21 protein-coding genes are annotated in these 22,379 nt (G+C 44.1%); 5 read left to right on the forward strand and 16 right to left on the reverse strand.

Annotated elements, in window-relative coordinates:
- Positions 1-300: 300 nt before the first annotated feature.
- The 6 genes from ispH to murJ all read right to left on the reverse strand — a co-directional run bounded on the left by ispH (position 301) and on the right by murJ (position 7,671).
- Positions 301-1,251 carry a 4-hydroxy-3-methylbut-2-enyl diphosphate reductase gene (gene ispH, locus KPL72_RS20220; protein WP_219704250.1) on the reverse strand — a complete coding sequence of 317 codons (951 nt, stop codon included), beginning with the start codon at positions 1,249-1,251 and terminating at the stop codon, positions 301-303.
- Positions 1,248-1,679: an FKBP-type peptidyl-prolyl cis-trans isomerase gene (locus KPL72_RS20225; RefSeq protein WP_219704251.1), complete on the reverse strand. Its 432-nt coding sequence runs from the start codon at positions 1,677-1,679 to the stop codon at positions 1,248-1,250. The genes ispH and KPL72_RS20225 overlap by 4 nt, the downstream gene beginning before the upstream one ends.
- Complete coding sequence (gene lspA / locus KPL72_RS20230) at positions 1,676-2,182, reverse strand: signal peptidase II (protein WP_219704252.1); 507 nt, start codon at positions 2,180-2,182, stop codon at positions 1,676-1,678. Before lspA ends, KPL72_RS20225 begins: the two co-directional genes overlap by 4 nt.
- Entirely contained in the window at positions 2,182-5,004 is a 2,823-nt protein-coding gene (gene ileS, locus KPL72_RS20235) for an isoleucine--tRNA ligase (RefSeq protein ID WP_219704253.1), read from the reverse strand. The genes lspA and ileS overlap by 1 nt, the downstream gene beginning before the upstream one ends.
- A gap of 32 nt (positions 5,005-5,036) precedes the next feature.
- Positions 5,037-5,966 (reverse strand): bifunctional riboflavin kinase/FAD synthetase, encoded by a 930-nt coding sequence (ribF, locus tag KPL72_RS20240; protein WP_219704254.1) that lies wholly within the window; start codon positions 5,964-5,966, stop codon positions 5,037-5,039.
- 136 nt (positions 5,967-6,102) lie between these two features.
- Positions 6,103-7,671: a murein biosynthesis integral membrane protein MurJ gene (gene murJ / locus KPL72_RS20245; RefSeq protein ID WP_212916888.1), complete on the reverse strand. Its 1,569-nt coding sequence runs from the start codon at positions 7,669-7,671 to the stop codon at positions 6,103-6,105.
- 230 nt (positions 7,672-7,901) lie between these two features.
- Between murJ and rpsT the strand changes: the two genes are divergently transcribed.
- Positions 7,902-8,165: a 30S ribosomal protein S20 gene (gene rpsT, locus KPL72_RS20250; protein WP_012071893.1), complete on the forward strand. Its 264-nt coding sequence runs from the start codon at positions 7,902-7,904 to the stop codon at positions 8,163-8,165.
- Positions 8,166-8,282: 117 nt separating this feature from the next.
- Here the strand turns inward: rpsT and KPL72_RS20255 are convergent, their stop codons facing one another.
- From KPL72_RS20255 to rplU, 5 genes are all read right to left on the reverse strand, one after another.
- A complete protein-coding gene (locus KPL72_RS20255) occupies positions 8,283-8,645 on the reverse strand; it encodes a diacylglycerol kinase (protein WP_212916889.1) in 363 nt (120 codons plus the stop codon).
- Between the two features lie 14 nt (positions 8,646-8,659).
- Positions 8,660-9,784 (reverse strand): glutamate 5-kinase, encoded by a 1,125-nt coding sequence (proB, locus tag KPL72_RS20260; protein ID WP_219704255.1) that lies wholly within the window; start codon positions 9,782-9,784, stop codon positions 8,660-8,662.
- Between the two features lie 26 nt (positions 9,785-9,810).
- Complete coding sequence (gene cgtA, locus KPL72_RS20265; RefSeq protein WP_212916891.1) at positions 9,811-11,001, reverse strand: Obg family GTPase CgtA; 1,191 nt, start codon at positions 10,999-11,001, stop codon at positions 9,811-9,813.
- 108 nt (positions 11,002-11,109) lie between these two features.
- Entirely contained in the window at positions 11,110-11,367 is a 258-nt protein-coding gene (gene rpmA, locus KPL72_RS20270) for a 50S ribosomal protein L27 (protein ID WP_012071897.1), read from the reverse strand.
- Positions 11,368-11,398: 31 nt separating this feature from the next.
- Entirely contained in the window at positions 11,399-11,707 is a 309-nt protein-coding gene (rplU, locus tag KPL72_RS20275) for a 50S ribosomal protein L21 (protein WP_072841799.1), read from the reverse strand.
- A 282-nt stretch (positions 11,708-11,989) separates the two neighbouring features.
- Between rplU and ispB the strand changes: the two genes are divergently transcribed.
- The gene (ispB, locus tag KPL72_RS20280) at positions 11,990-12,970 is read left to right on the forward strand and encodes an octaprenyl diphosphate synthase (RefSeq protein WP_212916892.1); all 981 of its coding nucleotides are present in this window, start codon (positions 11,990-11,992) and stop codon (positions 12,968-12,970) included.
- Between the two features lie 72 nt (positions 12,971-13,042).
- On the opposite strand, the gene KPL72_RS20285 is transcribed toward ispB, so the two are convergent.
- Positions 13,043-13,936 carry an alpha/beta fold hydrolase gene (locus KPL72_RS20285; RefSeq protein WP_219704256.1) on the reverse strand — a complete coding sequence of 298 codons (894 nt, stop codon included), beginning with the start codon at positions 13,934-13,936 and terminating at the stop codon, positions 13,043-13,045.
- Positions 13,937-14,235: 299 nt separating this feature from the next.
- On the opposite strand from KPL72_RS20285, the gene fabA reads away from it, so the two are divergent.
- Entirely contained in the window at positions 14,236-14,751 is a 516-nt protein-coding gene (gene fabA / locus KPL72_RS20290) for a bifunctional 3-hydroxydecanoyl-ACP dehydratase/trans-2-decenoyl-ACP isomerase (protein WP_212916894.1), read from the forward strand.
- A gap of 26 nt (positions 14,752-14,777) precedes the next feature.
- Positions 14,778-15,992, forward strand: coding sequence for a beta-ketoacyl-ACP synthase I (gene fabB / locus KPL72_RS20295; protein ID WP_212916895.1), 1,215 nt, complete (start codon positions 14,778-14,780; stop codon positions 15,990-15,992).
- Between the two features lie 87 nt (positions 15,993-16,079).
- On the opposite strand, the gene KPL72_RS20300 is transcribed toward fabB, so the two are convergent.
- From KPL72_RS20300 to smrA, 4 genes are all read right to left on the reverse strand, one after another.
- Complete coding sequence (locus KPL72_RS20300; protein WP_212916896.1) at positions 16,080-16,832, reverse strand: lysophospholipid acyltransferase family protein; 753 nt, start codon at positions 16,830-16,832, stop codon at positions 16,080-16,082.
- 20 nt (positions 16,833-16,852) lie between these two features.
- Positions 16,853-17,959: a 1-acyl-sn-glycerol-3-phosphate acyltransferase gene (locus KPL72_RS20305; protein WP_212916897.1), complete on the reverse strand. Its 1,107-nt coding sequence runs from the start codon at positions 17,957-17,959 to the stop codon at positions 16,853-16,855.
- 97 nt (positions 17,960-18,056) lie between these two features.
- On the reverse strand, positions 18,057-20,978 hold the full coding sequence (locus KPL72_RS20310) for an insulinase family protein (RefSeq protein ID WP_219704257.1): 2,922 nt from the start codon (positions 20,976-20,978) through the stop codon (positions 18,057-18,059).
- A 168-nt stretch (positions 20,979-21,146) separates the two neighbouring features.
- Positions 21,147-21,728, reverse strand: a complete 582-nt coding sequence (gene smrA / locus KPL72_RS20315; protein ID WP_219704258.1) for a DNA endonuclease SmrA — start codon at positions 21,726-21,728, stop codon at positions 21,147-21,149.
- 423 nt (positions 21,729-22,151) lie between these two features.
- On the opposite strand from smrA, the gene KPL72_RS20320 reads away from it, so the two are divergent.
- Positions 22,152-22,379: hypothetical protein (locus tag KPL72_RS20320; protein ID WP_219704259.1), on the forward strand; the 228-nt coding region annotated here is incomplete at its 3' end.

Below are 22,379 nucleotides of genomic sequence, written 5' to 3' on the forward strand. Positions count from 1 at the left end.
TTATCTGATTATCTATTTTAAAGAGCGTGCTAACTTGAATCACCAATCAGGTAACAACCTAATTAGTTGAACTTGGTCTTCGTTGCTCTGAAGCCTTGTCCGTGTCAGCGAGGGCGTATATTAAGGATCTACAGATTTTGTGCAACCCTTTTTTGAAGAAAATTTAAATTAATTTAAAATCAATCAAACTTCTACGATACGTAATTCTTTAGGCATAGAGAAAGACACATTCTCTTCTCTACCTTTTAGCTCTTGAGGTGCACTACCANTTGAAGAAAATTTAAATTAATTTAAAATCAATCAAACTTCTACGATACGTAATTCTTTAGGCATAGAGAAAGACACATTCTCTTCTCTACCTTTTAGCTCTTGAGGTGCACTACCACCCTCTTTAACAAGGCGGTCAATCACTTCATTAACAAGCACTTCAGGCGCTGAAGCACCAGCGGTTACGCCAATACTACGAATACCTTTCAACCAATCGCACTGAATCTCACTGGCATTATCGATCAAATAGGCTTTCGCCCCCATTCTTTCAGCCAATTCACGAAGACGGTTAGAATTAGAGCTATTCACTGAACCAACAACAAGAACTAATTCAGATTCTTCTGCTAGCGTTTTCACAGCATCCTGTCGATTCTGTGTGGCATAGCAAATATCGTCTTTCTTTGGGCCTACAATGTTAGGGAAATATTGACGAAGTGCATCGATCACTACTGAAGTATCATCCATAGACAAAGTTGTTTGCGTAACAAACGCCAGTTTCTCCGGATTCTTAACCTGAAGCTTTTCTACATCAGCAGGACTCTCTACTAGATAGATAGCACCACCCTGACGATCATCGTATTGCCCCATGGTCCCTTCCACTTCGGGATGACCATCATGACCGATCAAAATACATTCCATGCCATCACGAGAATAACGCAACACTTCCAAATGCACTTTTGTCACAAGCGGACAAGTCGCATCAAATACTTTTAATCCACGATCTGTCGCTTCATCTCGAACGGCTTTTGAAACACCATGGGCACTAAAGATAACAATATTGTCATCTGGCACTTGATCAAGCTCATCAACAAAAACGGCACCGCGAGATTTCAAAGACTCAACGACAAATTTATTATGTACCACTTCATGACGAACATAGATTGGTGCTTCAAAAAGGTCCAAGCATCGATTAACAATGTCTATCGCTCTATCAACACCAGCACAAAAGCCACGAGGGTTAGCAAGTTGAATCGCAAAACTCATGCGGCATCCTCAATAGCTATGATTTTCACTCTAAAAGTAAGTGAACGACTAGCAAGAGGGTGATTAAAATCGACAACCACTTCTTTCTCACCAATCTCAGCAATGACACCCGGCAATTCGTTTTTGCTCATATCAGCAAAAGAAACCACCATCCCTTCTTCTAGATCCATAGAGAACTGAGAGCGAGGCATGCGCTGAATGTTGCTTTCATTGTGTACACCAAAGGCTTTTTCTGGCGACATAATGAAAGAAGCTTCTTGCCCTACAGACATACCTAATAAAGCAGACTCAAAATCTGGCAATAAACTCCCATCACCAAATACAAAGCTAGCTGGAGATCGAGAAAAGTTAGAATCAACGATTTGACCATCTTCAAGTGACAACTCAAAGTGCAGAGTGACTCTGCTTGCCGCTGTAATTACGCTCATTCTTTTGTACCTTCCTGCTTTTTCGACACGAAACTTTCAAGCAACATTAAAATAACACCAATAGTAATAGCACTGTCAGCAAGGTTGAACGCAGGAAAATACCACGACTGCTGCCAATGAAATTGTAGAAAATCTACAACATGGCCATAAACCAATCGATCATAAAGATTACCAATCGCTCCACCCAACACAAAAGTCAGTGCCAATGATTCCAATCGATTGGTTTCTGCGATCTTAACAAGACGCCAACTAATACCAACAACCACAGCCAATGCGATAAAAGAGAAGAACCAACGCTGCCAACCACCAGCTTGCGCGAGGAAACTAAAGGCAGCACCAGTGTTATATCTCAATGTCAGGTCAAAGAATGGAAAAACGGCAATTTCTTGTCCATAAAATAAGTTGGACACAACCGCTTGTTTTGTTACCCAATCTAAAACAAAAAGAATAAGAGCCAGCGCCCACCAGCGCTGGACTCGTTTCCACACAATCAAAGCCGTCATTAGGCGTAAAGGCGCTGTTCACCTTCCCCATCTGGCAAATTAGAGATACAACGATCACACAACTCAGGATGCGCGGCTCGTTTACCAACTTCTTCACGGTGATGCCAGCAACGTACACACTTGGTAAATTTGCTCAGCTCAACGTGAACTTTTAGACTATCAAGATCAGTAGCAACCGCGTCATCACCCGCTTGAGACAAAGGCAACACTTTAACGTCAGAAGCGATTAAGACAAAGCGCAGCTCCTCGCCTAGACGATTCAATGTTGCTTGCAAAGTATCATCACAATAAAGTGTGATATCAGCACTTAAGCTCGCTTTCATCTTGCCTTCACTACGCGCCGCTTCTAATACTTTATTCGTCGCTACTTTCGCTTCAAGAACCTGTTTCCAGAATTCACGCCCCATTGGCTCATCACCAGACAACTCTTCAAGACCTTCATACCATGTTTCTAAGAAAACAGACTCACCGCGTTCACCAGGAAGTGTTTGCCAGATTTCGTCAGCAGTGAAGCTCAAGATCGGTGCAATCCAACGAGAGAAAGCTTCCATTACATGGTAAAGCGCAGTCTGCGCAGAACGACGCGCCAGGCTGTCTTCTTGAGTTGTGTATTGGCGATCTTTGATGACATCCAAATAGAAACCACCCAAATCCACAGAACAAAAGTTCTGGATTTTCTGGTTAACAGTATGGAATTGATATTCGTTGTAAGCTGTATTTAATTCTTTTTGCAACAAGGCAGCACGATCTACAATCCAGCGATCTAATGCAATCATCTCGCTAGAAGGAACCATATCAGTCGCTGGATTAAAACCATTTAAGTTTGCCATCATGAAACGCGCAGTATTACGGATACGACGATAAGAATCCGCTACACGTTTAAGAATTTCATCAGACACAGTCATTTCAGTGGTGTAGTCGGTCGCGGCTACCCATAAACGGATAATATCAGCACCCAAGGTATCCATGACTTTCTGTGGTGACAGTACGTTACCCAAAGACTTCGACATTTTGCGGCCATCGCCATCTACGGTAAAACCGTGAGTCAACACTTGCTTGTATGGCGGCACACCACGAATCGCGATTGAGGTTTTCAATGAAGACTGGAACCAACCACGATGCTGATCTGAACCTTCTAGGTACAAATCGGCAGGGAAGCTCAGTTCATCTCGCTGATCGATAACAGAATAATGGGTCACACCGGAGTCAAACCATACATCTAATGTGTCAGTTACCTTGCTGTATTTTTCAGCATCAGCACCCAACAACTCTTCTGCTTCCATTTCAAACCAAGCGTCGATACCTTCAATCTCGATGCGCTTAGCAACTTCTTCGATCAAACGTGGCGTTTCAGGATGAAGCTCTTGAGTTTCTTTGTTGATAAATAACGCAATCGGTACACCCCAAGTACGCTGACGAGACACACACCAATCAGGGCTGTTATTCAACATCCCTTCCATACGGTTTTGCCCCCAGCTTGGTACCCACTTCACACCTTCAACAGCATGCTTCGCAGAATCCAGCAAACCTTCTTTGGTCATGCTGATAAACCACTGAGGCGTCGCACGGAAGATGAGTGGCGTTTTAGTACGCCAGCAATGTGGATAACTGTGGAAGATCTTCGACTCAAACACTAAAGAGTTATTACGATTCAGCGCTTCAAGCACGGCATCGTCAACTTTATAAACATGCAAACCAGCAAACTCGCCTGCAGCATCAGAGTAAACACCATTATCTTGAACAAGGTTGATAGTACCAATGCCATTTTCACGGCCGACGTTAAAGTCATCTACGCCATGGTCTGGTGCAGTATGCACGCAGCCAGTACCTGCTTCCGTTGTTACGTGCTCACCTAAGATCACAGGAATATCACGCTCTAGGAACGGATGATTCAATACTGTGCCCGCCAGTTCAGCACCAACGGTACGACCAACGATACGGTAATCAGTTACGCCGTATCGAGACATAACACTTGCGACCATGTCTTCAGCAACGATTAAACGCTCCTTGCCCAAGCCCATATCGACTTCAACTAGCGCATAGTTAAATTCTGGATGAACAGAGACCGCTTGGCTTGCTGGAAGCGTCCAAGGCGTAGTCGTCCAGATAACAACAGAAACCTTACCCTCTCCCTCGACATCAGAGAATTTAGCAAGCAACGCCGCTTCGTCTTGTGGCGCATAACGCACATCCAAAGACAAAGACGTTTTATCTTGATATTCAACTTCCGCTTCCGCCAACGCAGAACCACCAACAACACTCCAGTAAACTGGCTTAAAGCCTTTTACCAAATGACCGTTCTCAGCGATTTTGCCTAAAGCACGAACAATATTCGCTTCAGTTTGGAAATTCATGGTCAGATAAGGATTTTCCCAATCGCCCATCACACCCAAACGGATAAAGTCTTTTTTCTGTTCTTCAATTTGCGTATAAGCGTATTCGCGACATTTCGCGCGAAACTCTTTGTAAGAAACTTTCGCCCCTGCTTTACCGATCAATTGCTCAACTTTGTGCTCGATTGGCAAGCCGTGACAATCCCAACCAGGAATATAAGGCGCATCAAAGCCACTAACGGTTTTAGACTTAACAATAATATCTTTGAGGATTTTGTTAACCGCGTGACCAATGTGAATACTGCCATTTGCGTACGGAGGGCCATCATGAAGAATAAAAGATTTACGGCCTTTACTTACATCACGTACTTTTTGATATAGGTCCATATCCTGCCAACGCTTAAGCATTGCAGGTTCACGTTTTGCCAAATCTCCACGCATTGGGAAGTCAGTATCTGGCAAATTCAGTGTCGGTTTATAATCACTCATGGTTTATCGATTCATCCTCAAAGATCATCTTTTCACTGATTAGCAAAAAAGCGTAATGCTTCTTCTTTATCACATTGAATTTGTTTTTCCAGCGCATCTAAGCTGGCCATTTTTCGCTCTGCCCTAATAAAATGACAGAAAGTAACCTGCACATATTTGTCATACAGATCACCATTAAAATCTAGCAAGTGCACTTCCAGTATCGGCGTCTTCCCTTGAACAGTAGGACGCACACCAATATTCGCAACACCGTTATGGGATATGCCATCAACCATAAAGGTCACAGCATACACACCAGACAACGCAGACTTAATACCTTTCAGGTGCACATTAGCCGTTGGGAAACCCAGTTTTCGACCAAGTTGCTGCCCATGTATCACACGACCACTCAAAGTAACCGAGTGCCCCATGTTCATCTGTGCGGCCGCAATATCACCACGCTCTAGAGCATCCCTAACCAGAGTACTACTCACTCGCTCATTCAAAGCATTTAACACTGACGGTGTGTTTTCAACATCAAAACCATGCAGACCACCAAACTCTTGCAGATAATAAAAATCACCTTGTCGATCACAGCCAAAGCGAAAATCATCACCCACTACTAAATGCTTTACAGACAAGCCATCCAGCAAAATCTGCTGACAAAATGCCTGCGCATCTAACTGTTGAAGTTTAGGATTGAACGGCATGCAAAGAACATAATCGATGCCCTGCCCTTCCAACAACTTCACTTTATCCCGCAGACGACCAATACGACCTGGGGCCGTATCAGGAGCAAAGAACTCTCTCGGCTGAGGCTCAAAGATCATAATAGCTGCAGGTGAATTGTATTCTTTAGCCAAGGCTTTGACGCGTGCCAATATAGCACCGTGCCCTAAATGAACACCGTCAAAATTCCCTATCGTCAGCACGCATTCTTTATGCTTTGAACGGATATTATGAATACCGCGAATTAACTCCATAGAACCCCGTACAAAACAATTAAATCCAGCGTCGAAAAAATATCATGGATTATATAGCAGTTAACCAGATGAAGGTAGGCCAGAACTTGAACAAGCTGTGCAAACCTATAATCAAAGCAAAAACGCTTCGATACACCTAATGCTTTAAAATGGAAGGACGCAAACCTGCCGCCACAGCAACAAGAACGTACACCAGCACACCACAAACGACAACCATCAAGGTACAGCCTATCCGATACAAGTCTTCCATTTGCGTCCACTGCCAGCCTTGCTGAAGAAACAAGTACAAACATCCACCAAGCGCCAACGTAGCACTCAACAATATACGCAGCAAACGCCCCCATTGAGCAGAAAATACGTGATATTGTTTTTTATACAGACCACGCCATAACAAGAAAGCATTCAAACCTGCAGACAAACTTGTTGCCAACGCCAATCCCACATGCCCCAACGGCCAAACCAAAATCAAATTCAGCACCATATTCGATATCATCGCAATGATACCGATACGCACAGGCGTTCTCGTATCCTGTCTCGCATAGTACCCCGGCGCCAATACCTTGATCAGCATCATAAACACCAAACCTAGTGAGTAAGCCTGCAAGCTCTGAGCAGCCATATGAACATCATTCACTGTTAACTCACCCCGATAAAAAATCGTCGCAATCAAAGGCTCAGCCAACATAAACAAAGCAAGAGAAGACGGAATAGCAATCAGCAAAAGTATTCGCAGTGCCCAATCGAGTGTTTCAGAAAACTTCGACGCTTCGCCACCAGAAAAACTACGCGACAAAGAAGGCAAAATAACCGTACTGATGGCAATAGCAAAAATACCTAACGGCAATTCGTACAAGCGATCCGATAAGTACAACCAAGTGATACTGCCCGTTTGCAGAAAAGAAGCTAGCACTGTATCAAGAAGCAAATTAATTTGGCCGACAGACACACCAAACAATGCCGGCCCCATCAAAAGCAAAATTCGCTTCACACCTGGATGACGAAAACCCAACGTCGGCATCGGTAGCAATCGCAACCTCGCCAAAAACGGCACTTGAAACATCAACTGAATCAGCCCCGCAAAGAACACTCCCCAAGCAACAGCGGTTTCGGCCTGGGCCGCAGTGCGAGCAAAAAACACCGTCGCAACAATAAGAGAGATGTTCAGAAAAATCGGCGTAATAGCCGGAACGGCATATTCACCATGCGCGTTTAAAATACCGCCTGCCAATGCCGTTAATGAAATAAATAACAGATATGGAAAAGTAATGACTAACAGCTCAGAAGCCAATTTAGTCTGACTATCATCCGTAGCAAAACCAGGTGCAAATACATACACCACCCAAGGAGCACACACCATGAAAAGCACAGTAATACACAACAAGATCAACGCCAGCGATCCTGACACAGCAGAGATAAGTGCTCGAACCTCGTCCTTGCCTTCTTTTACTCGGTAGTCACTCAATACTGGGACAAAAGCTTGAGCAAACGCCCCTTCGGCAAATAATCGACGAAAAAAGTTAGGAATTTTAAAAGCAACATAAAATGCATCTGCGCTGCCACTTGCACCTAATACATACGCCAAAGCAGCATCTCTTACCAAGCCAAGAATACGAGAAAAGAAAGTACAAATGGAAACCAAGACACCAGAACGCAACAAAGACAAAGACTTAGGCACTTTATCAAGGGCGGATTTTTTTTCAGACATAAAATTTTACGACATAGACAATAGATAGATGGACAAAGAATAACACCAGCTACTACCTGAGCGCAGCCAAATATATAAGCTCATTTGACTAATTTTTGTATAATAGGGTTGTGACCGCGCTAAAAACTGGTAAAATCCGCCGCGAGATTTCAAAGTTAATACTTGACATTAATTTCATGACACAGCAGAGTGCTGGGTCATTACTTATTCCAATTTAAAGGAGCCAGACCGTGGCAAATTCCGCCGGTTCAAAAAAACGCGCGCGCCAAGCAGTAAAAAGCCGCGCTCACAATGGTAGCCTTCGTTCAATGGTTCGCACATACTTGAAAAAAGTAGATGCGGCTATCGAAGCAGGCAATCAAGCTGACGCACAAGCAGCTTACGTTCTAGCAACTTCTAAGCTAGACAAAGCCGCTGACAAAGGCCTATATCACAAAAACAAAGCAGCTCGTCATAAGAGCCGCTTGAGTGCTAAAATCAAAGCACTGGCCTAATACCTATAAAAAAACCGGCAAATGCCGGTTTTTTTATGTCTTTAATTTATGCTTTCAAAATCCCAGGCCTTTCAACCTGAACAATACCATCCAAAAGCACTATCTAATTAAGCCGCATCAGCCAAATAAAACCACCAGCCAAACCACTGCAGCCAAAAGCAACGCCAACATAACGGCCGCCGAACCTAAATCTTTCGCGCGACCAGACAGCTCATGATGCTCACTACTAATTCGATCAACTACTGCCTCAACACTTGAATTCAACGTCTCAACAATCAACACCAAGCCTACAGAAAAAATCAGCACCGCACGCTCAAGACCCGTATCACCAAGCCAGATAGCAAAAGGCAAAGAAATCAAAAACAGAACAGCCTCTTGACGAAAGGCCGCCTCATGCCTCCATTGAGCTCGCAAACCTTGATAGGAATATTTCGAAGCACTCAATACGCGATCTAAACCTACTTTACCTGGCTTTGCCATGACACTACTACCTCTTAAATAATAACCAAATCATCGCGATGAATTAACTCCGGCTCACCCTTGTAACCCAGAATCGCTCCAATATTAGACGAAGGCTGACCAAGCAGCTTCAACGTTTCAGCCACACTGTAGTTCACTAAGCCACGGGCGACCAGACCACCTTGCAAATCGACACAAATGACCATGTCTCCACGCGAAAAAGTACCCTGTGCATCTTTCACTCCGACAGCCAAAAGACTCGTGCCTGCTTTTCGCAACGCCTTTACGGCGCCATCATCTAAAATTAAGGCTCCACGACTCTTCAAATGCCCTGCTAACCACTGCTTACGCGCCGCCACTCTTCCGTGCTCCGGCTGCAACCAAGTTCCTAACATTTCGCCTGACGCAATACGAACAATCACATTCTCTTCGCGACCTGAAGCTATCAAGGTATCCGCACCAGAACGCGCAGCCAAAAGCGCCGCTCGCACTTTCGTTAACATTCCACCACTACCAAGCACACCTGCACCACCGCTCGCCATAGACTCAAGACGATCGTCCGATGCTGAAATATGAGAGATTAGTTTTGCATCTTTATGGTCACGTGGATTTTTATCGAACAACCCCTGCTGATCCGTAAGGATAATCAACAAGTCAGCCTCGATAAGATTAGCAACCAAGGCGCCCAGCGTATCATTATCGCCAAAACGAATTTCGTCGGTTACAACCGTATCATTCTCGTTAATTATAGGTACAACACCGAAACCAAGCAGAGTTCGCAGCGAAGATCGAGCATTTAAATAGCGTCGGCGATTGGACAAGTCATCATGGGTAAGCAAAATTTGCGCTGTACATAAACCATGCCTCTCAAAGTGAGACTCATAGACCCCAACCAACTCCATCTGCCCAACTGCCGCAGCCGCTTGCAGCTCATTCACTTGAGTGGGGCGAGAAGAAAAACCAAGACGCTTCATTCCAGCCGCAATAGAACCAGAAGACACTAAAACGACCTCTTTCCCTTGCGCTCTTAACTCAGCAATTTGAGCAACCCAAAGACCAATTCGGGCAACATCTAACCCCTGACCATCGTTTGTCAATAACGCGCTGCCAATCTTAACAACGACACGCTGCGCCTTAGCTATTTTCTCTCGCATTTCCATGATACTACTTATTCTCACCTATCAGATTAGCTAACGTATTCCACTTCAACATCGTAATCATCTTCATCAAAATCGTCGTCATCCACCAACAGACCAGCTTTACGACGTTTTTCACGCAACGACATAATACGATTACGACCTTCTTCATCAATCAAGGTACGCATTGCTTTTTCTTTCTCGCGGGCCTCTGGGCTTTCTAACAGCAACTCACGTTTTTCATCAAGCGCCGTCATCAGGTCTAAACACAACACCTCTGTGCCTTCACCTGATATCGCAGAAATACGGTAAGCCTTACCTTCCCAACCAAGTGCGTCAATAACGCTCTGACAACGCTCTTCCAGCTCATCTTCTGGCACCATATCGGTTTTATTCAAAACCAACCAACGGTCACGCTCAGCCAAAGCAGGGCTAAACTGATGCAACTCATTTACCGCAATAACTGCCGCTTCAGCTGGGGTGATTTCATCCCAAGGCGCCAAATCAACGATGTGCAACAAAATACGGTTACGCACCAAGTGCTTCAAGAAACGAATACCCAGACCAGCACCTTCAGATGCACCTTCGATAATTCCAGGAATATCGGCAATTACAAAGCTCTGGTGCTTCTTAACTTTTACCACACCAAGGTTCGGCACCAAGGTTGTAAAAGGATAATCAGCCACTTTTGGCTTAGCAGAAGAAACAGCACGAATAAACGTCGATTTACCTGCATTAGGAAGACCAAGCAAACCCACATCCGCCAAGACTTTCATCTCTAGCTTCAATGTACGCTCTTCACCTACGGTACCTTTCGTCGTCTGTCTTGGCGCACGGTTGGTACTTGATTTAAATCGAGTATTCCCCAACCCATGATGACCACCTTGAGCCACCTTTAACTTCTGACCATCACGAACCAGATCCCCAAGCGTTTCGCCGGTATCATCATCAATAACCGTTGTACCAACTGGCACTTTGATTTCAAGATCTGGCCCTTTCGAGCCAGTCATGTCTCGACCCTGACCACCTTCACCACTTTCAGCGATATACTTTTTCGTAAAACGAAAATCGATCAAGGTATTTAGCGCTTCATCAGCCACCAGCACAACGCTGCCGCCATTACCGCCATCACCGCCATCAGGGCCACCTTTAGCGACAAATTTTTCACGCCAAAAACTCAACGCTCCATTTCCACCTTTACCCGCTCTTACGTAGATACTGGCTTCATCAACAAATTTCACAATAACACCTCTTCGGTGGATTATCAGAATCAACAGAATCTGATTATAGAATTCTTCCAAAAAAAAAGCCCCGCGTCGCGGAGCTTTTTTTAAGTTTTTAGTAAGCGATTAAGCAGCTACGACAGAAACTGTACGACGCTTCAACTTACCTTTCACTTCAAACTTCACTTGGCCTTCAACAACAGCGAACAAAGTGTGATCTTTACCAATTTGAACACCAACACCAGGATGGAACTGAGTACCACGCTGACGTACAAGGATGTTACCTGGGATCACAACTTGACCACCAAAACGTTTGACACCTAATCGTTTCGACTCGGAATCGCGACCGTTACGAGTACTACCACCCGCCTTTTTATGAGCCATGACTTACTCCTTAAATTTGAATAGTTAGCGCTTAGTTAATACCAGTTATTTTCACTTCCGTGAACCACTGACGATGACCCATACGCTTCATAGAATGCTTACGACGACGGAATTTCAAAATTTTCACTTTGTCTCCGCGACCATGAGCAACAACTTCAGCTGTTACTTTAGCGCCTTCTACAACTGGTGCACCAACTTTAACGTCGTCGCCATTGCATACAAGAAGAACGTCATCGAATTGAATCGAACCGCCTTCTTCAACAGCTAATTTCTCAACCTTAAGGGTTTGGCCTTCTTCTACACGGTATTGCTTACCGCCAGTTTTGATCACTGCAAACATGTTCTTCTCCAATGAGATTTACCCGGCTACTGAAATTGAATTTGACCTACTTCTAGTGGCAATAAGTTTCTGACCGAATAGGACAAAAATCACTAACCATATGATAGGGAGCAAAATGTGGGTAAATCGGACGCGAGATTGTACAAAATCACACCACCCAATACAAGCGAAAAGCAATGTCTTTATACATTTTTCATATTTTGGGTTGACCCTGACACAAGCCTTACCTAGCATGAGGCACACTTGCTGATCAGCTTGGGACTATTTAGCTTCGGAAATTGCATGCAACCTATACAAATACACGACGTTGTGGCCAATGAATTTGGCCAAGTGAATGACTATATTGTGTCACAACTTAGTAGTGACATCCCTCTAATCGAGCAAATCGGCTACTACATCATAAGTAATGGTGGAAAGCGACTGCGGCCTCTTTTGGTTTTATTAGCGGCTAAAGCGAGCGCTGAACTAGATAAGCCAAAACTAGATCAAGCCATTCAAATGGCGACTATCATAGAGTTCATCCATACATCGACGCTGTTACATGACGATGTTGTTGATGAGTCCGACATGCGCCGCGGCAAAAAAACAGCCAATGAAGAATGGGGCAATGCACCAAGCGTTCTAGTTGGTGACTTCCTTTACTCTCGCGCCTTCCAAATAATGGTGGATGTTGGCAGCATGCAATGCATGAGCATTCTAGCTAAAACAACCAATATCATTGCCGAAGGCGAAGTTCAGCAGCTTATTAACTGCGGCGACCCAGATACAACTGAAGAAAGCTATTTGAAAGTCATCCAATACAAAACCGCAAAACTGTTTGAGGGTGCAGCCCTTTGTGGTGCTGTTATAGCAGGTGCAAGTACAGAATACCAAGAAGCGCTAAGACATTTTGGCATGTACGTCGGAACAGCATTTCAGCTAATTGATGATGTGATGGATTACACCAGTACAGCTGAAGAAATGGGCAAAAGTGTTGGTGACGACCTTGCTGAAGGCAAACCCACCTTACCGCTTATTTTCACTATGAAACATGGTTCTCAAGACGCCGTAGAGCGAGTCAGGCAAGCTATCTTAACCGGTGGACTTGAGCAGCTAGAGACTATTATAAATGATGTGCAACACTGCGGAGCCATTGAGTACACGCAACAAAAAGCGCAAGAACAAGCAGACCTAGCAATAAAAGCCATTGAACCATTACCAGAGTCTGATTATAAAGCAGCACTTATCGCACTAGCCAACGCATCAGTAAAGCGTCGTAACTAGTTACTAAGTCAGCAAAATAAAACCGCCAAACATAGCAAACTATGTTTGGCGGTTTTTATCTCAACTTCCATCCTAGTCTTTCCTCAACACATCCAAGACCGCTTGAGCTGCCATCATCGAATGTTGCTGCATAAAACAATGACCTCCATCGACCTCAATTACCTGAATATTCGAGTTCAGCTTTGCAGCCAGCCGGTAGGCCTCTTTGAAATAGTCGAAAGTATCTTTGCCTTGGATAATGTAAGTAGGAACAGAAATGTTAGAAATCGCGCGCCAGAGCCTCTTGGGATAACTTGAAAATATCGCCGCCTCCATCCAAGACGGGCAACCTAATTGATAGCGACCTTTTTCATCATGTTTAATAGAAAACTCAATATAGTCATCTAAGCAAGCAGATTCCCACCCCTTAAAAGTCCCTCTTTCAAAAAAACTACTTTTTACTTGAGCTAGGCTATCCCATTGGGTACGGCGACGGCGAGCCTGTTTGACCAAAGGGATTTGGCTTTTCAACCCTGTCAAATTTACTCCCCGCATCATCCAAATTAAACGCGGCGGAAACAGTGCAGGATCCAATAAAACAAGACGATCAAAAAGCGCCGGTTCTTGCTCACTCATTAATGCCGTCATACAACCACCAAAGCTGTGGCCAACACCAATCAGCTCAGTTTTCGGCAGTACTGACCGTTGTGCATTCAACGAATCAACAAAGCGAGAAGCCGTGACATTCCAGCCCACAAAACGTTTCCCTGCCGTTGATTCACCATGGCCAGCCGCATCTTGCATAATCAAATTGTAGCCTTCAAGCTTTTCTAAAAAGCACAAATAAGTCTTTACCGAAAAGCCATTACCATGAAGAAAATGAATCGTAGACTGGCTATCCTCTACTCGCCCTAAGTATCCTTGAATATGACCGTCGTTAACTTGATGCTGCCAAACAGCTAGATTTTCACTTCTTTTCGGACTCATAAAGGCACTCAAAACAACCAAGACATAACTAAAAGAAATATATTAACAGAAAAAATAACACTGAACGGTATTAACAAATCAGCTTAAAAAGCCCCTATTGTAGCCACCAGAACCTCTAATCCCTTAAAACAACGTAAAGATGATCACTTTTCATGCAGGTAATTTGGTTTTTTTCCGTTCAAACATTCATATTAGGGTTTCAAACCGATATAATCAGCTGGATTTTCTACTGCAAACTGGACCACGACAATCCACCGGACTATTTTAAGTCATCGGCTGGATGTGGATATAGGACTATAATGACTAGAGCTTCATCTTTTGAAAAAGACGAACTATTAAAATGCGGCCACGGTGAAATGTTTGGTGCAGGCAATGCCCAGCTTCCTGTCGGCAATATGCTAATGATGGATCGCATTACTCACATCTCGACTGAAGGCGGGGAACATGGCAAAGGCGAAATTATTGCTGAGCTAGACATACATCCTGACCTGTGGTTTTTCGAGTGTCACTTTCCTGGCGATCCAGTTATGCCTGGCTGCCTAGGCTTAGACGCAATGTGGCAGCTAGTAGGATTCTTTCTAGGCTGGAAAGGAAACAAAGGACGCGGACGCGCGCTTGGTTCTGGTGAAGTAAAATTCACTGGGCAAATTCTCCCTACAGCAAAAAAAGTTACCTTCCACATTAACTTTAAGCGCGTTATCGAGCGCAAGCTAGTAATGGGCATTGCAGACGGAAGCGTTAAAGTTGATGGTCGTGAAATTTATACCGCAAAAGATTTGCGCGTAGGCTTATTCACTTCAACTGAAAACTTCTAAAGATTAAGAATGAAAGAGGCACATTTATGCGTCGTGTAGTAGTAACAGGTCTTGGCATTGTCAGCTGCCTAGGCAATGACAAAGAGAGCGTTTTAAACTCCTTGCGCGAGGGCCAGTCTGGTATTCGTTTCGCTGAAGATTACAAAGAGCATGGCTTCCGTAGCCACGTTTGTGGTCGAATTGATTTAGATGCTGAAAGCATTGATCGTAAAGTTCGCCGTTTCATGGGCGATGCAGCAACTTACGCTTACGTTTCTATGCAACAGGCCATTTTGGATGCGGGTTTGACTGAAGATCAAGTATCTAACATTCGAACTGGATTGGTTGCAGGTTCTGGTGGTGCTTCCGCTAAAAACTTGGTTGATTCCGCAGACACACTTCGCGAGAAAGGCGTTAAGCGTGTTGGGCCATATCGTGTAACGCAGACTATGGGTAGCACGGTTTCTGCTTGTTTAGCGACACCTTTTAAAATCAAAGGTGTTAACTACTCAATCACATCTGCTTGTTCAACAAGTGCTCACTGTATCGGTAATGCCATGGAGCTAATCCAACTTGGCAAGCAAGATATCGTGTTTGCAGGCGGCGGCGAAGAAGAAAGCTGGACTCAAACTTGTATGTTTGATGCAATGGGCGCTCTATCTTCAAAGTACAACGACACTCCTGAAAAGGCGTCTCGCGCTTACGATGCAAATCGTGATGGTTTCGTTATTGCTGGCGGTGGCGGTATGCTCGTTATCGAAGAACTAGAACACGCCAAAGCTCGCGGTGCTAAAATCTACGCTGAATTAGTTGGTTACGGTGCAACATCCGATGGCTATGACATGGTTGCCCCTTCTGGCGAAGGCGCTGTACGTTGCATGAAGATGGCGATGAGCACAATTGATGGCGACATTGATTACATCAACACTCATGGAACAAGCACACCTGCTGGCGATATGAAAGAGCTACAAGCTGTCAACGAAACTTTCGGCGACAACATCCCATTGATTAGCTCGACAAAATCTCTTTCAGGCCACTCTTTAGGTGCTGCAGGCGTTCATGAAGCAGTCTACTGCTTACTAATGATGGAAAACGACTTCATCGCTGCGTCTGCAAACATTGATGAGCTTGACCCAGCAGCAGGAAACATTCCTGTGGTTAGAACTCGCAAAGATAATGCTAATCTGAACATGATTATGTCTAACAGCTTTGGCTTTGGCGGCACTAACGCAAGCTTAGTATTCAAAAAATACTCAGCGTAAATACTCTTCAGCTACAAAAAAGCCGCATCGATTAATGCGGCTTTTTTATGTCTTCTATTTTAAACAACACAGCAGGTTACGGTTAGGCTAAAATAAAAAGTCATTTCCTTTTGGAAGTTTCGCCATTTCGGCACGCATCCAAACATCCATTTCTTCATGTAATACTGAGGTTTTCTTGCCCTCAGACTCAATGATAGGTCCAATAACAACACGGATAGATCCCGGAAATTTGCGCCACTTTTTACCCGGCCACGTGTAACCAGCGTTATGCACGACAGGCAAAATTGGTACACCTGCCGACGTTGCTAACATGGCTGCACCTTTGTTAAAGGCTTGCTCCTCATTGGGCGCGATTCGCGTTCCTTCCGGAAAAATCAATACAGAACGCCCGTCATCCAAACGCTCTTTACCCTGACTGATGATTTGCTTCAGTGCATTGGTACGTTGAGAACGATCAATCGCAATAGGCTGCACCATACGCAGCCCCCAACCAAAGAAAGGCACTGACAGCAGCTCTTTCTTTAAAACCGTTGAAACAGGTGCCATCAATACCTGCAGCACATAGGTTTCCCATTCGCTTTGATGGTTTGCCACCAACACAACGGGACGATTTTTGTTGATATGCTCTAAGCCAATAATCTCAACTTTCACACCACAAAAAATACGAAAAACAAACAACAAGCCTTTGTTATGCAGGTTCAAAACTGGTTGACGATAATTCTTCGGCAACAAGATAGTCGCGAAAGGCGCAAGAACACCAAATACAATAGTGGATACCATATAGTAAATGGCAAATATTGTTGAGCCGATCCAAGATCTTGATGACGCCCATATGCTCATTGACAGCTTACTCCTTATGACTATTTATTTAGATATTTTTGCTGTTGCTTCAATGGATTCGCATACATCGCCAACACAGTTTCTCTTAGATTCTCGGGACAGCGCTCAAGATAGCTTGAGAATGCACTGTCCGTTGAGGGCAAACCTTGCTGCAACGCAAGCGCTGCTTCATTGGTAGACTGAATGGCATAATTAGTAATGATCTGACGATCCACTTCTGCAACAAACTCTTCAGGCGTTTCGAAGCCGTCTTTTATTACATCGCCAAAAGTAACAACTACTTTGCCTTTTTGACCAACAATGCCATTTTTAATACTGTCTATGTCTTCAAATTCCGCTTTTTCATAATTCCCTGTTGTCGACTTCTGATGCAGTTCGCGCGCCTTATCAAAGGCACAGGGATCATATTCATACGCAATCGACACGGGCACAATCTTCAAGTTGGCCATCGCATCAGAAAAAGGCGTTTTCTCTTTCTTCTGACTCATAAAGAACATTTTTATAATCGCGGGATCTGTCTGGTCCAAGCCATCTTTCGCACGCCCTTCTTTTTGGGCTATCCAAATATTGGCTTGGTCTTTCGTCAATGATTCCGTGATATAAGCAGAAAGCTGACCAAACGCCGCCATCATCTCTCGAATACCATTTGCAGAGCGTTTCACGATAAAGCTTTTATTAAGACGCATTAAGTCAGACACAAAAGGGCGACGTAATAAATTGTCCCCTATTGCGATACGAACCGTGTCTAAACCTGCTAAATACAGGCCATAGTTGACAAAGGCCGGATCCATGGCAATATCTCTGTGATTAGACAAAAATAAGTAGCCAACGCCTTTCTCTAGCTTTTCAATACCTCGGTATTCAACATTCGTCGTTGTGGTTTTTATCATGCGTTCCATATAACTTGCGACACGCATTTGGAACTCATGTACATTCGAAATATTAGCAATTTGACGTTTTAGCGCCAACTTGACACAAAATGCCAATGGCGCTTTAAGAAACTTAGGCCATTGAGCAAAGCGAAAACCAATAATAGTATTAATAAAATCTGGCATTTCGACCAGATTGTTCAACACCTCGGCGACCTCATCGTCGTTGTAGGGGCGTATATCGTGAAACTGATCCATTTAATTTTCCGTCAGTAAGACTGTTTTGTTATTCGTTATTAAGTGAGACATTTACACAACGCTTTACTCGCCACGCTATGCAAAGATCTCAATATTTTTAAAGGGCCTGAATATCAAACCCTAACGTTTCTAACTCTGCGCGCTTTGATGTGGACGTTACCACTGCGACGTTTTCATTTTCTTTTGTTAAATATGTTTTCGTGACTTGCTTCAACTGATCAAGAGTCACCGCCAAGATCTTGGCGCGGAATGCTTCTCTATAAGCCAAACTACGCCCATGGAGATGCACATAGAAATCACTCTGCGCCTCCCCGGCTGGTGAGCCAGGTTTATCCATAGAGCCGATCACACCTAAAATGGCTTCTTCAAGTGCATCTTCAGTGTGTGTTTCATTTAACATCCACTCAATCGAAGCATCAAAATCGGACAAGGTTTCAGTCAAACGAGGGTCACGATAAGAGTAGAAGCGGAACGAGCCGGTGCTACCATCAAAAGTTGCACCACCACCGTAAGCGCCGCCCTGCTCGCGAATTACTCGATGCAAGAAACCATTACGCAAGAAGCCGCCTAACACCGTCAAAGCCGCAACATCTGGATGTTCGCCAAATGCCGTCCGGAAAGCTTTACTGCAGAAACTTACCTGAGTCGATGTCAACCAAGCAACATTCACTTTAGAGTCAACAGCCGCCATAGCGAACTTAGTCTGTGCATTGCCAGCAGGCAAATCAGCAAAAACAGACTGAACCTCGTTCAATACATTTGCTTCATGCTGAGGCTCTGCCACCAATAGAAGCTGCTTGTTTGCTTGCAACAGTTTTTCATGTAAGCGTTTGAAGATAGCTAAAACATTTTCAGCCGTTTTGCTATCAGCCTTCATGGCATCATCTAGTGCAATCGCAGAACGAATGCCAGACATACCACTCCATTTTTCTTGTTGCGCAGCCAAACCAGAAATCGCACTAGAAGCCGCCGTCATAGCCAACGAGTGACCTTGACCGGTAATAGATTGTTCACGACGGGCACGACGTTGAGCCACCAGCTCTTTCACTCGACTTGCTTCATCAAAACGCACATTAAGCATAGTATCTTTTAGTAATTCGCTCATGGCTTTAACGTTTGGCACTAAAGCTTTAGATGACAAAATGAAGTAACCATTTAATTCTTGGCGATCTTCAATCGTTGCACGAATCGAATTAGAGGCACCTAATCCGCCACAAACTTGAGCTTGACGCTCTTGAACAGCAAGGTAATCTGCTTCGCCAATGCCCAGCTCCGTCATCATTGAAGAGAACAAAGGCAAGTACTCGATTTCCTCTTCGTCTAACTCTGGAAGGTCAATCACTAATTGCTGATAAACCAAACCATTTGTGCCTTGCGGATAAAAAGTAATCGGTAAATCACCTGCCACTTTTTCATTCTCATATTCAGGCAAGTGCGCAGGCACATCTTCTAAGCCAACTTTCGGAAGAATGCTCATGTCGTCAACTTGCGATTGACGCGCCTTCAATGCTGCACTGCGAGTGATAATCTGCTGTTTTTCAACATCAGACAAAGTAGCTTTAATCTGACTCAAGCGGTCTTTCTCTGCCTGATTTCGACGAGCTTCAAGAGCATCATCAGGGCTCAATGTTAACGTTACTCGGTGTGCATTTGTCAGCAGCAAGTTTTTAATCAAATTCGGAATATATTGCTGATCTTGAACTTTCTCACGCATAGCATTGATAACAGGATCAAGATCAAGCTGAGCAATGACATCCCCCGCATGAACCGCAGTCGATAAACCCGCTAAAATTAGTTGCAAACCATAAGGATAGCTGCCACCGCCAACTTCACGCTGGCTCAATTCCAATTGATGCAACATGGCATCAACCATGTCTTGTGGAACGCCTTTTTCAGCAATGCTTTCTAAAGTAGACAAAACTAACGCTTCAACTTTCGGTGCGTCTTCTCGTTTTACACCTTCCAATCCGCACATGAAGCTCATTTCTTTATTGCTGTCTTCAAGGCCGCACATTGGTGAAGGCGCGCGACCAAGGTCGCTGTTTTCTAATACTCGTAACAAAGGCGATGCGCTGTTATCTAGCAAAACGCTAGACAGCAATTGTGCTTCGAACTGTTGATTTAGGTCAGTACTTTCACCTAACAACCAACCAACAACCACATGACTGCCATCTTCTTTCACTTCATCTGCCGCGTAGCCTTCTTCCACTCGTACTGGCGAGAAATAACGCTTCGCATTCGGCACACTGACTTGCTCTTCTAGGCGCTCAAAACGGCTCAGCACTTTCTCTTCGAATTCAGCTTGTAGTGTTTCAGCTGGGATATCGCCAAATGTCATGAATACCGCATTGGAAGGATGGTAATGCGTGCGATAAAAAGCCAATAAATCTTGGTAAGATAAATCTGGGATATCCGTTGGCTCGCCACCAGAATTGAAATGATAGGTATTATTCGGAAACAAGTACTTGGTTAGCGTTTGCCACAAAACAGACGTGGTTGAGCTCATCGCGCCTTTCATCTCATTGAACACAACGCCTTTGAAAGTCAATTCTGACTCGGCATTGTCTGGCTCAGCGAACTCTAAGCGATGACCCTCCTGAGAAAAGTCCAATTCATCAAGACGCGAGAAAAACACCGCATCCAAATACACGCCTAAAAGGTTATGAAAGTCTTTTTTATTCTTACTGGCAAACGGATAAGCCGTCCAATCAGAAGACGTAAACGCGTTCATAAAGGTGTTCAACGAACGTCGAATCATCATGAAGAAAGGGTCACGCACAGGGAAGCGTTCGGAACCACACAATACTGTGTGTTCAAGAATATGCGCGACACCACATGAATCCGTCGGAACGGTTTTTAAGCCAACTAAGAATACATTTTCGTCATTCTCAGACGCGATATGAAAATGTTTAGCACCTGTGACTGTGTGCTCAAACTCTTGAACGGTAACATTCAGAGCATCAATAAACTCACTGCGAAGAAACGTAAACGCAGGATGGTGCGCGGTGCTATTTGCCATTCTCTACCTCGATAAAATTAGAATACGATAATTACAATGTTTTGGGGCAGTTTGGATACATTCAAGACAACATAAGTCCAAGACAGCAAAGTGGCGAGATTATAGCAAAAACATAGCTTTTACTGCACGAACTAACGTGAATACTCCCACCTAAGACAAAACAGAACATTAACGCTTTTGATGCTTTTCCCAATCATCCAAGCGTGCTTTTTCCGTCTTTTTAAACAATACATACACAGCCCCCAAACCACCATGATGCCGTTGTGCACTATGGAACGCCATGACAGCATCAAGCTCTCTCAGCCATTTATTAATATGGCTTTTAATCATAGCTCGACTATCAGGATCTGGGGTGCGATCACCTTTTCCATGCACTATGATTGCGACTCGAATATCGTTACGCATGCAATCATCAGCAAATTGATACACCTGCTCCCGCGCTTGAACCACGGTATGACGGTGCAAATCTAAACGCGCCTCTATGCCATACTTACCTTGCCTAAGACGCTTAAACACACCGTCCTGTACGCCAGAGCGTTTATATTCAAGCACATCATTGGGCTCAACTTTTTCAACATAGTCTTGCGACAAATGATTTCTGTCCGCCTCTTTAGCGATCAACGCCGCCTTTTGGCGAGCTGAAAAGTCGACCTGAGGACCCTTCTTGCCCAGATACACTTCGCTTTTTTTAAGTGGCTTAATACCCGCCACCTCTTGAGCGAACAAAGACGTTTCATCTTCGTCGTTCACGACCTAAATCCTCTTTGATTTACTCATATTATTTAGCACACCACTATAGAACAATAAAGGCCCCTAAACAGGAGCCTTTATTACTTCAACACCAGTGCATCAAAGGATTACTAACTTATACGTAAGCTAGAACGGTTGTGCTTACTAAATTGCAAACCAAAATAAATAATCCTATATATAACAATAATATAAAAACAAAATCTCAGTTTTAGTTAAGTATTACGTAAAAAAACCACGCTTTTATCAGCAAACTTTACAACTTTATCGTTGACCTATTAATTGTAGCATACTATTTCTCCAGCCCTTTAGTAGCATGCATTCACGGCATATGTCATGTGTACCTTATTCAGTAAACCATCACACTGCCTCCAACACGCTCAGTAATACTGCTACCTAGAATTACTTAGCTGTAGCACGCAAATCATGACCCAATTACAACAAATTCTCGCAAACTTAGAGTCTGTTTGTTTTCACGATATTCCATGTATCCCTGTTGATTCTCAACACCTCGTGGCTAACAACATTGAAGTTTTACAGGATCAATTACGAAAACTGCTGAGCCCACCCCAAGCAGCGCCAACGACTTCTGCGGATAGTGACAAAAGCGTACAGACATTGAAGCGAGGCTTTAGAGAGGTTAAACCAGCAACA

This window comes from Marinomonas lutimaris (assembly GCF_019426345.1).
Lineage (GTDB): Bacteria > Pseudomonadota > Gammaproteobacteria > Pseudomonadales > Marinomonadaceae > Marinomonas > Marinomonas lutimaris.